12 protein-coding genes are annotated in these 19,846 nt (G+C 33.4%); 6 read left to right on the top strand and 6 right to left on the bottom strand.

All coding sequences use genetic code 11. The features are described from left to right. Positions 1–49: 49 nt before the first annotated feature. From KHA90_RS04170 to KHA90_RS04180, 3 genes are all read right to left on the bottom strand, one after another. Positions 50–829: a TatD family hydrolase gene (locus tag KHA90_RS04170; protein WP_213295749.1), complete on the bottom strand. Its 780-nt coding sequence runs from the start codon at positions 827–829 to the stop codon at positions 50–52. 412 nt (positions 830–1,241) lie between these two features. Next, positions 1,242–1,970, bottom strand: coding sequence for a tetratricopeptide repeat protein (locus KHA90_RS04175; protein ID WP_213295751.1), 729 nt, complete (start codon positions 1,968–1,970; stop codon positions 1,242–1,244). A 2-nt stretch (positions 1,971–1,972) separates the two neighbouring features. Then, a complete protein-coding gene (locus KHA90_RS04180; RefSeq protein ID WP_213295756.1) occupies positions 1,973–2,557 on the bottom strand; it encodes an RNA polymerase sigma factor in 585 nt (194 codons plus the stop codon). A gap of 243 nt (positions 2,558–2,800) precedes the next feature. On the opposite strand from KHA90_RS04180, the gene KHA90_RS04185 reads away from it, so the two are divergent. From KHA90_RS04185 to KHA90_RS04210, 6 genes are all read left to right on the top strand, one after another. Further along, the gene (locus tag KHA90_RS04185; protein WP_213295758.1) at positions 2,801–3,100 is read left to right on the top strand and encodes a hypothetical protein; all 300 of its coding nucleotides are present in this window, start codon (positions 2,801–2,803) and stop codon (positions 3,098–3,100) included. A 182-nt stretch (positions 3,101–3,282) separates the two neighbouring features. Next, positions 3,283–4,260 (top strand): hypothetical protein, encoded by a 978-nt coding sequence (locus KHA90_RS04190; protein ID WP_213295761.1) that lies wholly within the window; start codon positions 3,283–3,285, stop codon positions 4,258–4,260. Between the two features lie 305 nt (positions 4,261–4,565). Then, positions 4,566–6,518 carry a DUF7849 domain-containing protein gene (locus KHA90_RS04195; RefSeq protein WP_213295765.1) on the top strand — a complete coding sequence of 651 codons (1,953 nt, stop codon included), beginning with the start codon at positions 4,566–4,568 and terminating at the stop codon, positions 6,516–6,518. A 207-nt stretch (positions 6,519–6,725) separates the two neighbouring features. After that, entirely contained in the window at positions 6,726–9,383 is a 2,658-nt protein-coding gene (locus KHA90_RS04200) for a CHAT domain-containing protein (RefSeq protein WP_213295768.1), read from the top strand. Next, entirely contained in the window at positions 9,335–9,772 is a 438-nt protein-coding gene (locus tag KHA90_RS04205) for a retropepsin-like aspartic protease (protein ID WP_213295772.1), read from the top strand. Before KHA90_RS04200 ends, KHA90_RS04205 begins: the two co-directional genes overlap by 49 nt. Before the next feature lie 95 nt (positions 9,773–9,867). Continuing rightward, positions 9,868–13,851, top strand: a complete 3,984-nt coding sequence (locus tag KHA90_RS04210; protein ID WP_213295775.1) for a T9SS type A sorting domain-containing protein — start codon at positions 9,868–9,870, stop codon at positions 13,849–13,851. A 331-nt stretch (positions 13,852–14,182) separates the two neighbouring features. Here the strand turns inward: KHA90_RS04210 and KHA90_RS04215 are convergent, their stop codons facing one another. The 3 genes from KHA90_RS04215 to KHA90_RS04225 form a co-directional block, all read right to left on the bottom strand. Further along, entirely contained in the window at positions 14,183–17,359 is a 3,177-nt protein-coding gene (locus tag KHA90_RS04215; protein WP_213295779.1) for an efflux RND transporter permease subunit, read from the bottom strand. A 71-nt stretch (positions 17,360–17,430) separates the two neighbouring features. Further along, positions 17,431–18,498 carry an efflux RND transporter periplasmic adaptor subunit gene (locus KHA90_RS04220; protein WP_213295782.1) on the bottom strand — a complete coding sequence of 356 codons (1,068 nt, stop codon included), beginning with the start codon at positions 18,496–18,498 and terminating at the stop codon, positions 17,431–17,433. A 9-nt stretch (positions 18,499–18,507) separates the two neighbouring features. Next, positions 18,508–19,842, bottom strand: a complete 1,335-nt coding sequence (locus KHA90_RS04225; protein ID WP_213295784.1) for a TolC family protein — start codon at positions 19,840–19,842, stop codon at positions 18,508–18,510. Between the last annotated feature and the right edge of the window lie 4 nt (positions 19,843–19,846).

A 19,846-nucleotide genomic window follows, 5' to 3' on the forward strand; every position in this document is an offset into this window, starting at 1 on the left:
TTAGTGGGCAAAAGAACAAAAAAAAAATTAAAGTATTGTAAGGTACGGGTTAAATCCCAAAAACGTCTTTAGAATTCTGAGTCGTTTTTGCTGCTATTTCTTCTTCAGAAACATCATAAATATCGGCTAATTTGCTAATAACATTTAATAAATAACTGCTTTCATTACGTTTTCCGCGATACGGAATTGGCGCTAAATAAGGCGAATCTGTTTCTAAAACAATGTGTTTAAGATCTATCTGATTTAAAAACTGATCAATTTTTCCGTTTTTAAAAGTTACAACTCCGCCAATTCCTAACTTCATATTGTAAGAAATCGCCTGAAGCGCTTGTTCATGCGTTCCGGAAAAGCAATGAAAGATTCCGAATAATTCAGGAGATTTTTCTTCTTCTAAAATTTCAAAAATTTCATCAAAAGCTTCACGACAATGAATTACGATGGGTAATTTATATTGTTTTGCTAACTGAATTTGTCTCTTAAAAGCGATTTGCTGCTCTTTAAGATGGGTTTTATCCCAATACAAATCAATCCCAATTTCGCCCACGGCATAAAACTTTCTTTTTGCCAGTTCAGTTTCAACATGTTTTAGTTCTTCTTCATAATTATCTTTTACATAAGTGGGATGCAAACCCATCATCAGGAATACATGATCCGGATAATTTTGTTCTAAGTCGTACATTGATTGCGTTGCAGCAGCATCAATTGCAGGAATAAAAAAACGGGTTACGCCGGCGTTTATGGCGCGTTGTATCATTTCGTCGCGATCCTGATCAAATTCATCAGAATATAAATGCGTATGTGTATCGGTAATTATGGTTGTTGGATTCAATTTTATAATTTTTAAAGGTTCAAAATTACGATATTATTAAAAACTTTCCCAATTGAATGTTATTGTGGCGAAATGGCACGCAGATGATATGGATTCACTTCGTGAAAACGCGGATTAAAAACGGATTTTTTTTCTTGTTTGGGTTTGTTTTGGGTTTGGGTTTTGGGTTTGCTTTTAGCTACGCGGGTTTTATATAATGGTTTAGTCCCTACAGGACATTTTTAATTGTTGTTTTTTTTCTACCAACATCTAACTCCTAACGGAGTATTGCTTTGTTATTTATAAAATTATTATTGGTAGAAATATCTTGTGGAGACTATATATTTCAAATCTATGCAAAAAAAAATCCGCAAAGTATATTATCTCTTTGCGAATCTCTGTGTATTCTTTGTGGCTTTTGTGAAACCCTAATCTAATTCAACTCATCCAGAAGCTTTTCAACATCATCATAGTTTTCATAATCCTGCGAAATAGTCTGCAAGATTGCTTCGCACTCTTTATATTTTTTTTGTTTTAGTTTAGATAAGGCCAGGTTCCATTTTGCTTTTTCTTTATATACAGATGTTCCAGATATCAATTCTTTAAAAACAGCTTCAGCTTTAGTATATTTACTTTCTTCTAATAACGAAACCCCATAAAAATATTTAATTTCAGGCGTATTATTTTCTTTTAGAATTTCCTCAAAAACAGGAATCGCCGCTGCATATTTTCCATCGTTAAATGCTGTTTGTGCTTTATTTAAAGTTTCATTTACGTCTCCTCTTTCTACAAAAGTTGCTGGTTCCGGATTGTCATAATCGGCAAAAGTTGGATTATTATAATCAAAAAAGAATAACCCGAATAAAACAATAATCGATGCAGCGGCTGCATAATACCAAGGTCGCATCAACAAGACTTTTGGTTTATTAATATGAGTATTAAAATGCTTCTCTGAAATCGCAGTTAAATTGGCTGAAAACGCTTCTCTTTCTTCTTCAAATTCAAATTTGGTTGTAAGGCGTAACTGCACTTCCTTGAAAGTTTCAAACTCCGAAGACAATTCATGATCTTCAGACAATTGTTTCTCAAAACTATCTTTTTCCTCCACAGTCATTTCTCCCTGAAGATATTGATCGAATAATATATAGCGTTCTTCGTTCATGACTAATTATTTTTTAGCGATTTAAAATTTTTGGCTTCCTGAATCCACTGTGTTAATTGCCCCACGCATAACGATTTCTTTTTACGGACATAACCGTAAGTAACATTAAGTTTCTCGGCTACTTCTTCCATTGTTTTTGTGGTGAAACTCAGCTTTAGCAACTCCTGACATTTATCTCCTAATTTTAGAAACATGGTATCAAAAAGCTGTTGTTTTTCATCAAATTCCTCTGTGTGAGTAATTAATTCTAATGCAGATTCATTCATAGATACTGCATCTTCATTAATTGTTACCCCTTTATTTGATGTTTTTTTGAGTTCGTTGAGCCATTTTCTTTTGCACAATAAAAAAAAGTAGGCATCAAACGGGCAAGTCAATTGTAGTGCATTGGCTTTAGCCTGATTAAAAAGTAAAATCATGATTTCCTGAACGATATCCTGCGCATGTTCTTTATCTCCGGAGTTGTTCATAACGAACATCACCACTTTTGGGACGTACTTTTTGTAAATGGTCTGAATAATTGCCGAATCGTTTGCAGCAAGTCCATCAATATACATTTGATCAGCATGAATCTTCATTTTGCCCATAAAAAAACTTTTTGAAGCTAATTTAGAAAACAATTGTAAATAAATTTCACATTATGGGGTAACAATTAACAAATAATATTGATATAACGTAACAAATAGCTTTTAGGATTCCTAAAAATGGATTTAACGAAAATTTGCCCACAGGTTAAACGGATGAAATAGATTATCGCAGATTTTTTAATTCGTGGATTTGAAATTCGTGCTAAAAAACTTTCCCTAAAAACAATCATAAAACTAAGAGAAATGGAAACTTATCAATTTATAGAAGAGAAAAACCTGGATCGATTTCATAAAATGCTTTCTGCCAAAACACGAAATGGATTTGTGATTATAGAGCATAACACAAAATTACCTTATGCCGTTTTATCCAAAGCCAAAAAAAAAATCAACCATCCGTTACATCTATTTATTACCTGTATCACATTTGGGCTTTGGTCAATTGTCTGGATTTATTTAGGGATTACGCTTTCGCGGAAAAAAGACATTCTGGTCGCTTTAGACGAAGATGGAAATTTATTTGAAGACAAATGCCTTTCAAAATAAAATCAAAAACAAGGGTAACAATTTATAAAGCAACTTAATATAACAGTATAAAAAAAGTTGAAATAATTTTAAAAACACGGGTAACAATATCAAACCCTAATTGATATAAGAATATAAGATTAACAACCAGAATCTGAAAACCACTTGAAATAATCAAGGCAGATTTATAAAAACTAGAAATCATGAACACAAACTTTAAAACAATCGGACTTTTATTTTTATTAGTTATCAATTTTGTAAGCTGCGACAATAGTGACGGCGATAACAACAATCTTGTTTTGCCTCCATCAGCAGCCGCTTTTAAAGGAATAACCGAAAAAGGAATCAAGAAAAACACACAAAACTTTACCATCACTGCCGGAACTGGTGTAATAACATTAACATCTGCCAAAGGTGTAAAATTAAACATCAACGGTGATTGTCTGACTAAAAACGGAGTTGCCGTAACCGGAGTTGTTGATATTGAATACATTGAACTTTTTGACAAAGGAAATATGCTGATTACCAACAAACCAACAATGGGCGTTATGCCTGACGGAAAGAAAAACTTGCTGATTTCCGGCGGAGAATTCTTTATCAAAGCCACGCAAGGCGGAGTTGAACTTAAAACTTCCTGTTATATGAATTTAATCATTCCGGCAGCTTTAACAGATGGTGTCGACAATACAATGACGTTATGGAATGGCATAATCGATGATAAAGGCGAATTAGCCTGGGAACAACCTAAACCAAATGCTGACGGAACTGGCGGTGTTCAAGGCGAAGGAACTAATTATTATGTGACTTTTGGCAACTTTGGCTGGACAAATGTTGATCGTTTTTACAGCGATCCAAGACCTAAAACTACGCTTCTTGCTGATGCGCCAGATGGTTACGACAACAATAATAGCGCGGTTTATTTGTCATATGATGGCGAAGGAACAAACGCACTTGCCAAACTAGATACTTATACAGCGGCAGGATTATTTAGTGAACATTACGGTCAAATACCAATAGGTTTAAAATGTCACGTGATTTTTGTGACCGAAGATAATGGTCAATGGCGTTATGCAATCAAAGCCGTAACCATTGCTGCAAATGATGTTTACACCTTTACTTTAGCCGAAACAATTGTAGGCACCGAAGCACAACTTGTAGCGGCAATCAATGCTATTCAGTAACTTACAAAATACTTTTAAAAAAAAGTGATGATTTGCTCATCACTTTTTTTTACATTTAATCCAGTTTTCAAATTGATTTCTGAACTAATTGTAATTATTTTCAACACATAGAAACATAGATTAGCATGCTCAAAAAAGGCGTTTCACTTATTTAAGTGTACATAGCTATGTGTAAATGATGTATCATTCATTTTAATCTTTATTTAAAAGAAGAAAAATCTATGTTTCTATGTGTTAAATTAAATTTTTACGAATTGTACTTAACAGGTTAATTCTAATTATTTTAGAACCCAAAATATCTAGTTATGAAACCACTATCATCTATTCTCTTTATTCTATTCTCTATTTTCTTAACCGGACAAACCAAAGTAAATGATACCATAACCCGACGAGCCAATATTGTTTTTATCCAGAACGGAAACACTGTAACTTACAAACCGGAAACTCCGCCATTAATACCAATTGCCGGAGCGCCAAAACCTAGTTATTCTTATCTATGGGAACTCGGTGACGGACACTACAGCAAAGAAGCCGAACCCAAACACGTCTATAAAAACAAAGGCACGTATACCACAAGACTTGCCGTAACCAACAATTACGACAACGGAAAACCTCCCGCAACCCGACCTAAAAGAGTAGCCGTAAATGATATTACCGATACTAATTATAAAGACATTGCCTCAATCGCAGACCAGAACGGATTTGCCATTATAAAAAATTGCGATCCTATTCCGGATCAGGAAATGGTAGTCGTTGTAGGTTATCAAAACTTAGAAAATTATGTTGCCAGCGGAAAGCTCTATTTATTCTATAATGAGAAACAATTTAAAAGCAATAATTTCGAATTGGTCGATTTTAGATCCTATGCAAACGAACGTGAAGTAAAGGAAAAAACTATTGCATCAATTAATGATCTCGATGATTCGAATACTTATTTGGCTTCCGCCGAAAGCAATTTTAAAACCAGAAAATACAGAAACACAACTACCGAGGAAGATCTTGATGCATCATTATTAGATGCTAATAAAACCTATCATAATGTTTCTATTTTAGAATTTGATGATGTAAACCCAAGTGAAACCCACAACGTGTTTTATACTTTTAAAACAACTCCGGAAATGATCAAAGATACCAGCGCAACGGTTACCATGCGAGGTATTTTTGTCCCGAACAGAAGTTATAAAAACCACAAAATAAAAAACCTCGAAATGGAAATCGTAACGTCTCACGATCCAAACAAAATGGGATCAAACGGAAGTTTTATGAATTACAGGTTGGTGCGTTTTAAACGAGTGAATTTTAAAACCCGTTTTCAAAATAATGGCGAAGGTCCGGCAAGAATGATTCGGTTAGAAACTGATATTCCGGATATGTTTGATAAGAAAACATTTCAGGTTGAAGATATGTATCCTAAATGTCCAATTTGTCCCAAAGGCGAAGTTCCAACCACAAGTTGTCTCGATACAATAATAAAAAAGAATCAGATCTTTTTTACGTTCAAAAACATTTATTTACCCGGAAGCGAGCAAAAAAATGTACATGAAAAAGACAGTACAAAAGGTTTTGTAAAATATTCCCTGAAGTTTGCAGAGGATTTTCATAAAGTAAAAACCAAAAGCAGAACGGCAATTATATTTGACAAAAATGAACCTATCATTACCAATTATGCAACTACCAGATTCTTGCCCGGAATTTCGATTGGTGCAAAAGCGGGTTATAATGTGTATCCTGATCTTGAAAAATCAACAAGTTATTTTGTGGGCGCAACAATTTCGCCTTTTAAATCGTATCGTTTTTATTGGCAGGCTGAATGGTTGAACGCCATTAATAAATACGAAAGCGGCGCAACAATAATTGAAGAAATTGTTGTAGGCGCAAATGGCACAAAACAATTTCAGCGCCTCACAACGACAACTGAAAACAAAGATGTAAACTGGGAAATTCCAATTTTGATTCGGTATAATATTAATAATTATATTGGCATTGGCGCAGGAATTCAGGCGAATTTTGATGTTTCATCTGAACAAAACCAAACCACCAAAATTGAAATTTTTGAAGGCGGAACTGATCAGTTTTTAATAGATACGAGAATTGAATCGAGTTCGGTCAAAAACTCGTTTGCCAATTTAAAAACGGGTGTTTTATTCGATTTAACTTTAGGTTTCGCCAGAATTGGTCCAAGTTTAGGGGCGCGTTATGTCATGAACTTCGAACAGAATTTCAACTATTTTCAGTTTTATGGAATTTGGAAATTTTAATAGTTATTACACGGAGATGCACGAAGTTTTTTCACAGAGATGCACGAAGAAATTTTGCCACGAATTTCACTAATTTTCACTAATTTTCACTAATTCATATCGCGAAATCAAATTAAAATAATTCGTGATCATTCGTGAAATTCGTGGCAAAAAAACTTTAAATACATTCTATGAATCTTTGCGAATCTCTGTGAAACAAAAACATTTATGACAAAACTATATTGCTATATGTTATTCTTTTCAACACTGATGCTATTCGGACAGCATCAGGAAGATAAAATATATAATGCAATTGATGCTTTTGTTGAGAATCCTTCGGCGAAAGCCATAGAAAATTTAAACCAGATTGAAGCTGATTTTTGGAGGAATCCAAGACCTAAAACTAAAGATGAACTATTAGCAATTGTGGTTTTAAATTGCAATAAGGCGTATTATGAAAACCAATTCGGGCAAACCGAAAAAGCCATTTCAAGTTACGAAAAAGCCTGGCAATTGTATCAGAAAAACAAACTTAGCAATTATGACATTATTGAGTTTTGTTTGAAACCTTTGGGTAATTTATACACGGTTTTGGGCGATTATGACAGTGCCGAAAACACGATTAAACAATACTTTTTTATCGTCAATACTTCTAAAAATTATCCTGATGCACAAAAGCAAAAGTTTGCTGCGATTTTGAATTTATCAAATGTATATCAGAGTTCGGGTAAAATTAATCAGGCAATAGAATTATTAGAAAATACGCTGAAAATAGAAAAACTATCAAATGCGCAAAAAGGAATTTTATACAATAATTTAGGAAATAGTTATTTGCTAAGTACAAATGGTTTTATTGTTAAAATGAATTCCTATTCTAACACTAAAAAGTCATTTGAATTGGCAGTAAACTATTTAAAAAATGAAAAAGATCAATCTGAAACTTTATCAAATTCATATAGAAATTTATCTTCATTAAACAGACAATGGCAACATTATGACATTGCAAATTCATATCTGAAAAAAGCAGAAAAATTGTTTTTTGAAACTCCCAATCCACAACCTCGAAAGGTTGCAAAACTTTATTATGAAAAAGCTTTGTTACTTTTTGATCAAAGAAAATTTGCCGAAAGTTCAGAAGAAATAAAAGCTATTTTTAAAATTTTAATTCCCAATTATAATTCAAAAAATATTCTTCCTAAACAAAACGAATTATATGCGGAAACGGTTTTAATTGATGTTCTGGATTTACAAGCAGAAATTTTTCTTAGAGAAAACCAACTTAAAAGAGCGCTTGAATCTTATCAGCTTTCTCTTCATATTGAAGATTTGTTGATGAATGTTTTTGTTTATGAAAACTCAAAAATCATATCGCAAATCAGGGTCAGAAATCGTACTGAAAAATGTCTTTCGATTTATGACCGGTTATATCATCAGGAAAATAAAATTGAATATCTCGAACAAGCTTTTCAATTAGCAGAAAAAACAAAATCAGGTATTTTAAAAAGTTATCGTTCGAATATCAAAAGTGCAACTGTTGAAGAAAAATCACTTTTACAGGAACTTCAAAACTTAAATAATTTGATAATTAAGGAACAGCAAAAAGGGAACTTGGCTAATATTTCATTCATAAATCAGAATATTAAAAAGCAAAATGAATTGATGCTTTCCCTGAAAAAAATCCAATCTGGAAACTTAGATAATATTCCCGAAAATTCCGATTTAAAAACTTTATTATCAAAACTAGAAAAAGACAAAGCGGTTATGGTGTATTATTTTATGGGTGCTGAAAACCTATATTATTTCACTTTACAAAATAACAGAATTAATCTAAATCATATTTATACGGCGCATACGGCAATGATTTATATTTTTAAGTTTATAGAATATTTCAATACTTCTGATGCTATTACCAATGATATTTCGGGATATAATCGCCACGGGAAAAAAGTTTATGATATACTAAAACTCCCTCAAAATACGGTTTACAAGAACCTCATCATTGTTCCAGACGGAATTTTAAATTTCCTGCCTTTCGAAGCTTTGATCACGCAAAAATCATCAACGACAAATTTTGCCAAAATGCATTATTTACTAAATGATTTCAGGATTGCTTATACTACTTCGGCAAATATTTATCTGAATTCAAAACCAATTTTAAAATCTGAAAAAACTGTTTTAGGGGTTTTTCCGGTTTTCGAAAAAACTGCTTTTGAATTGAGTTATTCTAAGAAAGAACTGGAATCTATTCGAAGTAATTTTAAAGGAAAATATTTAGAAAATTCGGATGCGACGTTTTCGAATTTTAAAAATAATGCAAATCAATATTCGATTTTGCATTTAAGCACACATGCTTCTTCGGGAGATGTTGAAACTCCGGCAAGTATTAAATTTTATGATCAGGAAATCTTATATTCAGAATTGTATAACCTCAACATAAATCCGGATTTAGTAGTTTTAAGTGCGTGCGAAACCGGACTTGGAAAGCTCTACAAAGGCGAAGGCGCTATGAGTGTTGCAAGAGGTTTTCAGTTTGCCGGAGCTCAGAATTTACTTTTTTCATTATGGAAAGTAAACGATTATACAACATCGGTTTTTATGACTGATTTTTATAAAAACATCAAAAAAGATGTTCCGTATTTTGAAGCTAATACAAATGCAAAACTTGCTTTTTTAAAGGATAAATCAATTCCAAACGCTAAAAAATCGCCTTATTATTGGAGTTCTTTTGTATATTATGGTTCTATTTCTACTGAAGAAAAATTGCCAAATTATATCTTTTACATGATTAGTTTATTGTCGGTAATTGGTTTATTTTTGATTTTCAATCATTATCAAAAATGGAAAATCTTCACGAGGTTCTCAAAAAAGAGAAATACAAAAAAATAAAATTCAAAGTCACTAAAACGCAACATCTTCTTGTAAAGGCTAAAATCAATGGCGTTTCGGGAAACTTTATTTTAGATACGGGAGCTTCTAATTCCTGCGTGGGATTTGAAAGTATTGAACGTTTTGAATTAAACGCAAAAAAATCTAAAACCAAAGCTTCGGGAGCCGGAGGAACGGGAATGAAAACGCAAATTTCGGCAAACAATAATTTACAACTCGGGAGTTGGAAAAATCAGGATTTTAGTCTGGTAATTTTTGATCTTTCGCATGTAAATGAAGCCTTAAAAGCATATAAGGCAAAACCTGTCCACGGCATTATTGGAGCCGATGTTTTACTTGAAGGTAAGGGGATTATCGATTATTATAATCATTGTTTGTACCTTAAATAATAAAATTCCAATTTTTAAAATCCAAATTCCAGACTTGGGACTTTAGTACGCATTTTTGTATATATTTGTTAAACAAATTTAACAAACCTATACGTATGAAAAAAACTCTACTTTTTTTTCTTTTACTGTTTACTACTTCTTTTTATGCTCAGGTGAGCTTTGTTTCCATTTGCGCTGACCAGCCTTTTAATCTGACTCATTTAGATAAAGATTTTATTGGTAATTTAAATCCTGCTGAAACAACTATAAGTTATTTTTTAAGTCTGGATGATGCAACAAACAACACAAATGTAATTGCAAATCCTACGCAGTATTATGCTGCTACTGGTGTAACAAATATTTATGGCAGGATTAATAATAATGGGATTACTACAACTAATTATTTTATTATCACCGCCTTTCCTCCTTTGGATGCAACAGTTTCACATACTCCAATAAAATGCAATGAAGAAACTTCTTCAATTACTATAAATGCTTCAGGAGGAACTGGCTCATATGAATATTCATTAAACGGAGGTCCCTATACCAGCAATAATTCTTTTAAATTTTTAATTGCCGGAACTTATAATATAGAAGTAACGGATGGCGCGAGACTTTGCAGAGTTTCAATAGAACATACTATAACTGTGCCACCGCCTTTAACTGTAACTGCTGTAACAGAAAATCAGAACACAACTATTATTGCAGCAGGTGGTACAGAACCGTATCAATATTCTATAGATGGTGCTATTTATCAATCCAGTAATATTTTTTCAGATCTACCTGTTGGTTTACAACCTATATCTGTAAGAGACTCTAGAGGCTGCAGTGTTTTTACCACAATTGCTATTGGAGATGCTGATTTTCCTTTAAGTGCCGGAGGAATGATTCTTAAAAATGTATCCTGTTGGGGAAGCGCAGCTCTTCGGGCAATTGGTTATGGCGGGGAACCTCCTTACTTGTATTCGATAAATGGAGGACAATCTTTTCAGGAAAGTGATACTTTTGACAATTTAAGTGCCGGACTTTATCCGATCGCCATAAAAGACAGCAAAAATACGATCATTAATAATATTTCGTTTGAATTGCTTCCATATATTCCTGTAACAGCTACTGTAACTCCTATAAGTACATCAAGCTGCATAAACAGTGGAGGATTAAACATTGTTGCAAAAGGAGGTCAAATCGCGCATTGTTATTCAATTGATGGCGGAAAAACCTATAGTTCAGACAATGCTTTTTTTGACTTACCTGCCGGCAACTATAGTGTATTGGTAAAAGATAGTAATGAGTGTATTTCTCCAGTAATAACTACCACAATATTGCAGGATTTGCCATTGTCCGCAACGGCTTTACATACAGAGTTATTATGTGCCCAGGATAAAACAACCCTAACTATTAATGCTATAGGAGGAGAAGCTCCATATCAATATGCTGTTAATACCCGTTTGTATTCCATTAAAAACACTTATTCAGATCTTAGTCCCGGAACTTATCAAATTAAAGTAAAAGATGCTGTTGGCTGTGTCACTACTATTGAACATGTTGTTGCACAGCCAACGCCTATATATCCTGACATTCTTGTAGAAGACCGAACTATAACTTTAAATGGTCAGGCAGGAACAGCTCCTTATCAATATTCTGTAGATGATGGGGCTTTTCAGGTTGGTAATGTGTTTACAAATTTATCGTCCGGAATTCATATTATAAAAATTAAAGATTCAAAAGGATGTGAATCTTATACTTTTAAAGTTATAATTGAAGATAAACCCTTAGTTGCTGCTGTTGCAATTACTAAAGCCATTGACTGTATAAGTAATGCGTCTATACCTATAAATGCTACAGGCGGACAATCTCCATATACGTATTCATTAAATGGAGGAGCTTATCAACCCATTAATAGTTTTAATAATCTAACCGCCGGTACTTATTTTGTAACTGTAAAAGATGCTTCAAATACAACTTTTGCCACAAATATGATTACGATAAACCCGCCTATTCAAATAACTGCAATTGCTGCAATTACTAAGCTAATAGATTGCTTTAGTAATGCTACTGTAAGCGTTATTGCATCAGGAGGAACTGGAATTTATCAATATTCTATGAATGATGGTCCCTTTCAGACTTCTAATATTTTTAATAATCTAAGCGCTGGGGTTTATCATTTTAGTGTAAAAGATTCTAATGTTTGTATTTTACTAACAAATAATATAGTAATTGAACAACCAATTCCTTTAACTGCGACTGTCACTCAAACAAAAATTACAGATTGTCTGGCGAATGCTAATTCTTATGTGAATCTTAAGGCTGCCGGAGGTACCCCTCCTTACCAATATTCAATAAATAAATTACCTTACTCAAGCGATAATTCATATCCTCCACTATATCCGGGAACGTATTCATTCGATATTAAGGATGCGAAAGGATGTGTTTTCACTCTTCCTTTAATAATAGAATCACCTTCTTCATTAATAGCAATAGCGACTGTTAATAAGTCTACCGAATGTGGTGTTAAAGACTCTGTTACAATTACAGCTACCGGAGGACAAGCTCCGTATACGTATTCATTTGACATTGGAGTATCCTATTCAGTATCAAATACAAGTTTAGCTTCGGGAGTACAAACCTTTTTTGTAAAAGACAGTAATGGTTGTCAGGCATCGGTTCATATTCCTGTTGAACAATCTTTATTATCAGCCACAGCCATAACCGATATTTATAACAAAACAATAAAAGTTAATGTTACTGGCGGAAAAGCTCCTTATAAATATACACTCAAAAAAAATTCAGAAATTATTATAGGCGCACAAAATGAGAATGTTTTTAATAATGTAGCGTTAGGAAGTTATATTGTAGAAGTTACAGATGCAAATGGCTGTGAGGTTTTTTGCAATGCTGAGTTATATTCCCCTTTAATTGTATCAGCAGTGATTACCAGCCCTGTAAATTCTGAAAGTTATGGTAAAATAGAAATCCTTGCTACCGGTGGTTTGGCTCCTTATCAATATTCAATAAATAGTGGAGCATATACATCAAACAATGTGTTTACTAATCTCGCACAAGGTACGTATATGATAGAAGTCAGAGATAGTTCAAATAATATAAGTTCATTATTTATAGTTGTAAAAAACCAAAATACGTTAACTGCAACAACAGTAAACACAAATGTAAACTGTTACGGAAGTAATGATGGAACAATAAATGTAAATGCCACAGGAGGTATAATGCCTTATACTTATTCTCTGTATCATAATGATAATTTAGTTATTTTAAATTCAAACTCTAATTACTTTCCTAATTTAACGGCAGGAGTTTATAAAATAATAGTTATGGATGCAACTGGCTACTCTTTATCAAATATTATATTTATATCAGAGCCTACAATTTTACATGCCACGCTAGTGGTAGATAATCAAACTATTACGGCAAATACCACAGGTGGAAGTGGACTATACAGTTATAGTATGGGGTCGACTGGTTATCAAACAAGCCCTGTTTTTACAAATGTGCCTTTCGGAATTCATGAAATATATGTTAGGGACCAAAATGGATGCTTTGTAATAACGAGTATTGCTATAGATCCGCCAGCTCCTTTAATAGATGGTAAAAACATTATAACAATAGAATTTAAACCTGGACAAACTTTAGCAGATTTAGTCATTAACGGTCAAAATATAAAATGGTATAGTAATCAGAATCCTTTAGGAGGAAAAACAACTAAGTCAAGTGAAGTTACTTTACCATTAACGACACTTTTGGTTGACGGCACTACTTATTATGCGTCTCAAACGATAAACGGAATTGAAAGCATTGAACGTCTTGCTGTTACAACCAAATTAAACGGATCGCTTTCTGCTCCGGATTTTGTTTTAGGAAATTTCAAATATTATCCTAATCCTGTACAACATACATTGAATATCGATAATACTTCTACAATTGATGAAATAGAAATAATATCCGTTTCCGGAAAATCTGTTTTAGCTAAGAAAATAAATAATACGCATTCTGAAATTGATTTATCAAATGTCTCTTCCGGAGTTTATTTATTAAAAGTAAAATCTGAAGGACAAACTAAGACAATAAAAATTGTGAAAAAATAAAGGAATTAAATTCCAATAATTTAAATCCCAAATTCCAAATCTGAGTTAAGAGAAATCAAAAAAAAATCCCAAATTCCAGTTAAGAATTTGGGATTTTTTCATTTTTAAAACTTCCTTGTCTTCATTATTGAATTCTGATAAAAGCATCTGAAGATCTCTTTATAACTTCATCAAATCAGCTGATCCAGACTTTTATAAATAATCCTGAATAACATTCAACCAAAAAAAATCCCAAACTCCGTAAGGAATCTGGGATTTTTATTTTTCACCATTTCCTCCCGAAGTTTCGGGATTGGAATTTGGAATTTAAAAAAATTGAAATTTAATTTTTTTAGTGTGTATGTTTAGGATTAAAACCGTCTTCACTTAATTCTGTATGCTCATAATCGGCAACCATTTCAGCTTCATAATCGATTTTTTCTCCTTTAGATAATCTGGCAATTATTTTTTCCATAATAAGATAAATAACCGGAACAACAACTAAGGTTAGGAATAAAGACGAAATCAATCCACCTATAATTACCCAAGCCAATCCGTTTTTCCATTCAGCTCCTGCTCCGGATGCCAAAGCAATTGGGAACATACCAAATACCATCGCAATTGTAGTCATCAAAATCGGACGTAAACGAGCGTGATTCGCTTGAATTAATGCATTTCTGATGCTCTCACCCGCTGCTCTTCTCTGATTGGTGTAATCGACTAGCATGATCGCATTCTTACACACCAGACCAATCAACATAATAATACCCAAAATAGTAAAGATGTTAAGTGTGTTATTAGTTAAAGCCAGGGCTAATAAAGCTCCAATAAATGAAAGCGGGATGGCAAACAACACCACAAATGGATGAACAAAACTGTCATAAAGACCTACCATTACCAGGTAAACTAATATAATAGCGGCCAATAAAGCGATTCCTAAAGTACCAAAACCTTCACTTTGGTTTTCCTGATCCCCTCCCCATATATAATTTACACCAATTGGTTTCTTTAATTTGTCAATTTTCTCCTGCCATTTGGTTACAATAGTTCCAGAAGCAACTCCCACATTTTGTCCTTGAACGGTTACAGAAGCAGATTTATCTCTACGCTCTAATTGGCTAGGACCAGAACCTTCGGTAATTGAAGCAAATTGAGACAATTTAATTTGTTGTCCCGCATTATTAATAAATATTAAATTACTAACATCGGTAATGTTTTTTCTATCAAAAGCATTATACTTGATATTGATGTCGTATTCGTATTCACCAGCTCTAAACTTTCCATCAGTATTTCCACTAAAAGCAGTTTGCATGGTCATACCCACTGTTTGAAGTGTTAATCCTAATGCAGCCATTTTATCGCGGTCTACTTGTACGTTAACTTCAGGATTTCCATCTTCAACAGTCAATTTAATCTCTGTTGTTCCAGGAATACTGCGCAATTCAGCTTCAGCTAATTTGGCAAATTTCATAGCGCTTTCTACAGATGGACCAGTTACAACTAATCCCAAAGTAGCATTTTCTGCTGTTCCTAAAATACCAACCGGAACCGTTTTTACTTTGGCGCCAACCAATACTTTTTCTAATTTACGTTTTATTTTTGCAGCATAAACCGAAGCATCATCTGTTCGCTCTGATTGATCAATCATTTTTACGTTAATCTCTGCCTTATAAGCTGTCGCTTGTGCCGCACCCATTCCTTCTGAAGTTTGTCCCACAGTTGTAATTTGGCTAAACACATATTTTTCACCTTTTAAATACGCTTCTGCTTTTTGTGTCATAAAGTTGGTTTGTTCCAACGAGGCGTCTTTCGGCATTTCTATTTGAACTAAAAACTCCCCACTATCTGATTTGGCAAAAAATTCTCCTCCAATAAATCCTCCTCCAAACAATGGAATTATAGTACCGAAAAACAATAGTAAAACAATTATAATTGTTTTGAAGTAATGATCTAAACACCAGTTTAACAATGTAGTAACCCAATCAGTAAAACGAGTTAATAATTTTTCGAAACCAAGAATTACTCTCCCAAATACATTCTTTCCTTCAATGTGTTCTAATTTTCCAAAACGAGAAGACAACCAGGGAATAATTGTAAATGATGCTAAAAGTGAGAATAAAGTAGAAATAATTACCGTTACACAAAACTGTGTGATAATGTTCGAAACCAAACCAGAACTCATTGCAATAGGCAAGAACACTACGACAATTACCAAAGTAATCGAAGTTACTGTTCCACCAATTTCAGCTGTACCGTCATAAGAGGCACGAATTCGGCTTTTACCCATTTCCATGTGTCTGTAAATATTTTCCAATACTACAATGGCATCATCCACCAGAATACCAACCACAAGAGATAATCCTAATAAACTCATTAAGTTTAAGGTATATCCTAAAAGATAAATCCCAATAAATGTAGCAATTAACGAAGCAGGAATCGAAACCATTACAATCAATGAGTTACGAATACTATGAAGGAAAAACAACATTACAAAAGCAACCAAAACTACCGCAATCAATAAATCGTGAATTACAGAATCTGCAGCTTCTAAGGTATAAACCGTACTATCCTTGGCTATTTCTAACTTTAAAGAATTAGTTTTATAATCTTTTTCCAGATTTTTAATACTTTCAATCAACTGCTCACTTACAGCAACCGCATTAGCATCAGATTGTTTAATTACTTGTAAAATAATGGCGCTTTTTTGATTTACTCTCGAAATTTTTTCAGCAATTTTTTGATCATCTTGTACATCAGCAATATCTCCTAAACGGATTTGAATTCCGCCTTTAGATGAAACTACTAAGTTTCTTAATTCAGCAACATTTTTATATTTACCCGCTAAACGAATTAATATTTTCTGATCACGAGTCTGAATGTTTCCTGTTGGAAAATCTAAGTTCGAAGTCAAAATATTTTGTTGTACCTCAGGAATAGAAAGCCCGTAACCCTGCATTTTTAAAGCATCCAGGTTTACTTGTATTTCACGTTCCTGACCACCAATAATATCTACTTGTGCCACACCCGGAACACGAGATAAAACGGGAGCAATCTTTTTATCAATTAAGTCATAAAAAGCAGCCTCATCCATTTTTCCATTGGCTCCAATAGTCATAATTGGCAAATCACTCAAAGAAAATTTACTTAGCGATGGCGTTTTGGCATCGTCCGGTAAATCACTAATAATGGCATTAATTTTTCGCTGAGCATCATTCATAGAAACATCAACATCAGCTGTTGAAGTCAAAGAAATAGATACAACAGACAAACTTTCATAGGATTTGGAATCAATTTTCTTAATGTTTTCCAGTGATGCAATCGCATCTTCCATTTTTTTGGTAATTGTATTTTCTACCTCACTTGGAGAAGCTCCGGGATAAACAGTAGAAATTGTAATAACATTTTGTTCAAATTTCGGGATCAGCTCATAGCCTAACTGGCTGTAGCTAAACAATCCACCAAGTATCAGAATCGTAAACAATACGATTACTAACGACGGACGTTTTATGGATATTTCGGCTAATTTCATATATTTTGCTTTAGGCTGTAGGCTTTAGGCAATAAGCTTAATGCTTATGGCGTATAACTTACTGCTTTAAATTATTTAATAATTTCTACTGTATTACCGTCTTGTAAGTTAATTTGACCTGTAACAATTACAGTTTGTCCGTCAGACAATCCACTTACAATTTCTACCTGATCTCCTAAAATTCTTCCGGCAGTTACTTTTTTCAATTTTGCAATACCATTTTCAACTACAAAGATTTCGTTACTGCTCACACTTCCTACAAATGCATTTCTAGGTACAACCATTAAGTGTTGTTTTTGTTGTTTTGATGCAAAATTTGCAGTTCCGTACATACCTGCTTTCAGGTCATTGTTTGAATTATTTGCAATTTCAATTTCAACAGGAAAATTTAAAGATTCATCTGCTTTTGCTGCAATAAATGTAATTTTTCCTGTAAAAGTTTTATCAGGATACACACTAGCTGTTACGTTTACATTATCCCCTTTTTTTAAACTTGCAACCTGAGTTTCATTTACTGTAACTACTAATTTTAATTTAGAAACATTTACAATATCATACAAAGCAGTTGCCGGCGTTGCTGCAAGGATAGATCCCGGCTCAATGTATTTTTTATTGATGAATCCGCTAATTGGAGCTTTTACTCTTGTATCTCCAACATTAATATTAGCTTGTGTTAAACTAGACTGAGCGTTTGTTAAAGCTAATTTTGCCTGATCTAATTGTTGTTTTGTAACACCGCCTGTTTTAAAAGCATTTTCGTAACGGCTGTAATCAGATTTTGCATTTTGGTAAACTGCTTGTGCTTGTTGAGCACTTACATTAATAACATCACCTCTTACTGTTAATAAAGTCTGACCTACTTTTACGTAATCTCCTTCTTTAGCCAAAACACTGATTACTTTTCCTGATTTTTCAGCAGAGAAAGTCAATTGCTGAATAGGTTGAAAGTTTCCGTTTGTAACGAAATCTAATGAAACTTCTTCTGTTTTTACCGGAGCTACTTTTACTGAAATTGCAGCATTTTTCTCTGCTACGATATCTGTTTTAGCTTTATTCTCTTTCTTATTATTATTTAAGACATATCCAATCACACCAAGGGCTGCAATTATGATTACGATTGTTATAATAGTTTTCTTCATTTTGTTTAGTTATTTAATAAGAGTTTTAAGTTCGCCTTTTGATTTGATTAGTGCTACTTCGGCAATTTTGTAATTCAATACTGCTCTGGTATAGTTATTTTGAGCTTCAAGTGATGCATTTTCAGAATCTAATAAATCTGTTAATGATGCTAATCCCTGAAGGTAATTGTTTTTTGTATCGCTTAGGATTTCGGTCGCTAAACGCATATTTTCTTTTTGATTCTGAATAGTGATAAGGTTATTTTCCATATCAGCGATTGCATTTCTGTAATCTAAATCAAGTGAAAGTTTCGTGTCTTTGATATCTTCCTGAAGCGATCTGATTTGTACATCGGCTTGTCTTACTTTGGCACGGGTTCCAAATCCTGTAAAAATTGGTACGTGTAAGTTTAATCCAATTGCAGAGTAATCTGACCAGTACACACCATCTTTAGGTTTTGCAAACCAAGGCATTTCAGGACCCTGACCAATATAATTGTAACCGGCAGTTAACGAAAGCGTAGGATAATATCCAGCTTCAACAGCTTTTTTGTTGAATACTAAAAGCTCTTCTTGTTTTTTCAAAAGCAAGTATTCTGTTCTCATTTCTGTATTAGGCGTTTCTGTCAATGCAGCAGGAATCACTTCAAATTCTTCTTTTGGAATCTCAATCACAGTTTCTATAGGCATCCCCATATAAAATTTCAAAGCATTTTCCTGTAAAATAATTTGATTTTTAATTTGTTGACGTTCTGTATCAATGTTCGACATTTTAACTACGATACGGTCTAAGTCAATTTTTTTAGCAAGACCATTATCAAATTGTCCTTTTACAATGTCACGAACTTTACTTGTATTAACATAATTACTGTCTAATAAAACTAATCTTTCGCGTTGCACATAAACAGAGTAATAGTTATTAGCAACTCTTTCAATTACTTGTTCTTCTGTTAATTGATTGTTTATCTGATAGAATTCGCGTGTAGATCTAGCGGCTCTTAATCCTGTAAAAACAGATTGATCAAATATTGTCTGAGTTAATCCTATTCCTGCTGTTGAAGTCCATTTTTGACCAAATGCTGCCTGAATTGTAGTTCCCGGAGCACCAAAACCGGCTCCGTCAATAACTGTAGTTTGTATTACAGGATTGTAAGTTAAACTTCCGTTTGCAGAAATTTGAGGTAACGCTCTTGAACGTACTTCCTGAATTTTATACTCACTATTTTCAACCTCTAGTTTTGCTTTTTTTGCATCTGCTTTATTTTCAAGCGAATATAAAATAGCATCTTTCAGGGTTAGTGTTTTAACTTGTGCGCTGGCAGACAAGCCAATTGAACACAAAAATATAAGAATTATTCGTTTCATAGAT

This window comes from Flavobacterium psychroterrae (genome assembly GCF_018380615.1).
GTDB lineage: Bacteria > Bacteroidota > Bacteroidia > Flavobacteriales > Flavobacteriaceae > Flavobacterium > Flavobacterium psychroterrae.

Excerpts from the sequence above, each read along its gene's own strand:
- KHA90_RS04210 (WP_213295775.1), top strand. The coding sequence starts at position 9,868 with ATGAAAAAAACTCTACTTTTTTTTCTTTTACTGTTTACTACTTCTTTT.
- KHA90_RS04175 (WP_213295751.1), bottom strand. The coding sequence starts at position 1,970 with ATGAACGAAGAACGCTATATATTATTCGATCAATATCTTCAGGGAGAA.
- KHA90_RS04200 (WP_213295768.1), top strand. The coding sequence starts at position 6,726 with ATGACAAAACTATATTGCTATATGTTATTCTTTTCAACACTGATGCTA.
- KHA90_RS04215 (WP_213295779.1), bottom strand. The coding sequence starts at position 17,359 with ATGAAATTAGCCGAAATATCCATAAAACGTCCGTCGTTAGTAATCGTA.
- KHA90_RS04195 (WP_213295765.1), top strand. The coding sequence starts at position 4,566 with ATGAAACCACTATCATCTATTCTCTTTATTCTATTCTCTATTTTCTTA.
- KHA90_RS04185 (WP_213295758.1), top strand. The coding sequence starts at position 2,801 with ATGGAAACTTATCAATTTATAGAAGAGAAAAACCTGGATCGATTTCAT.
- KHA90_RS04190 (WP_213295761.1), top strand. The coding sequence starts at position 3,283 with ATGAACACAAACTTTAAAACAATCGGACTTTTATTTTTATTAGTTATC.
- KHA90_RS04220 (WP_213295782.1), bottom strand. The coding sequence starts at position 18,498 with ATGAAGAAAACTATTATAACAATCGTAATCATAATTGCAGCCCTTGGT.
- KHA90_RS04205 (WP_213295772.1), top strand. The coding sequence starts at position 9,335 with ATGGAAAATCTTCACGAGGTTCTCAAAAAAGAGAAATACAAAAAAATA.
- KHA90_RS04180 (WP_213295756.1), bottom strand. The coding sequence starts at position 2,557 with ATGGGCAAAATGAAGATTCATGCTGATCAAATGTATATTGATGGACTT.
- KHA90_RS04225 (WP_213295784.1), bottom strand. The coding sequence starts at position 19,842 with ATGAAACGAATAATTCTTATATTTTTGTGTTCAATTGGCTTGTCTGCC.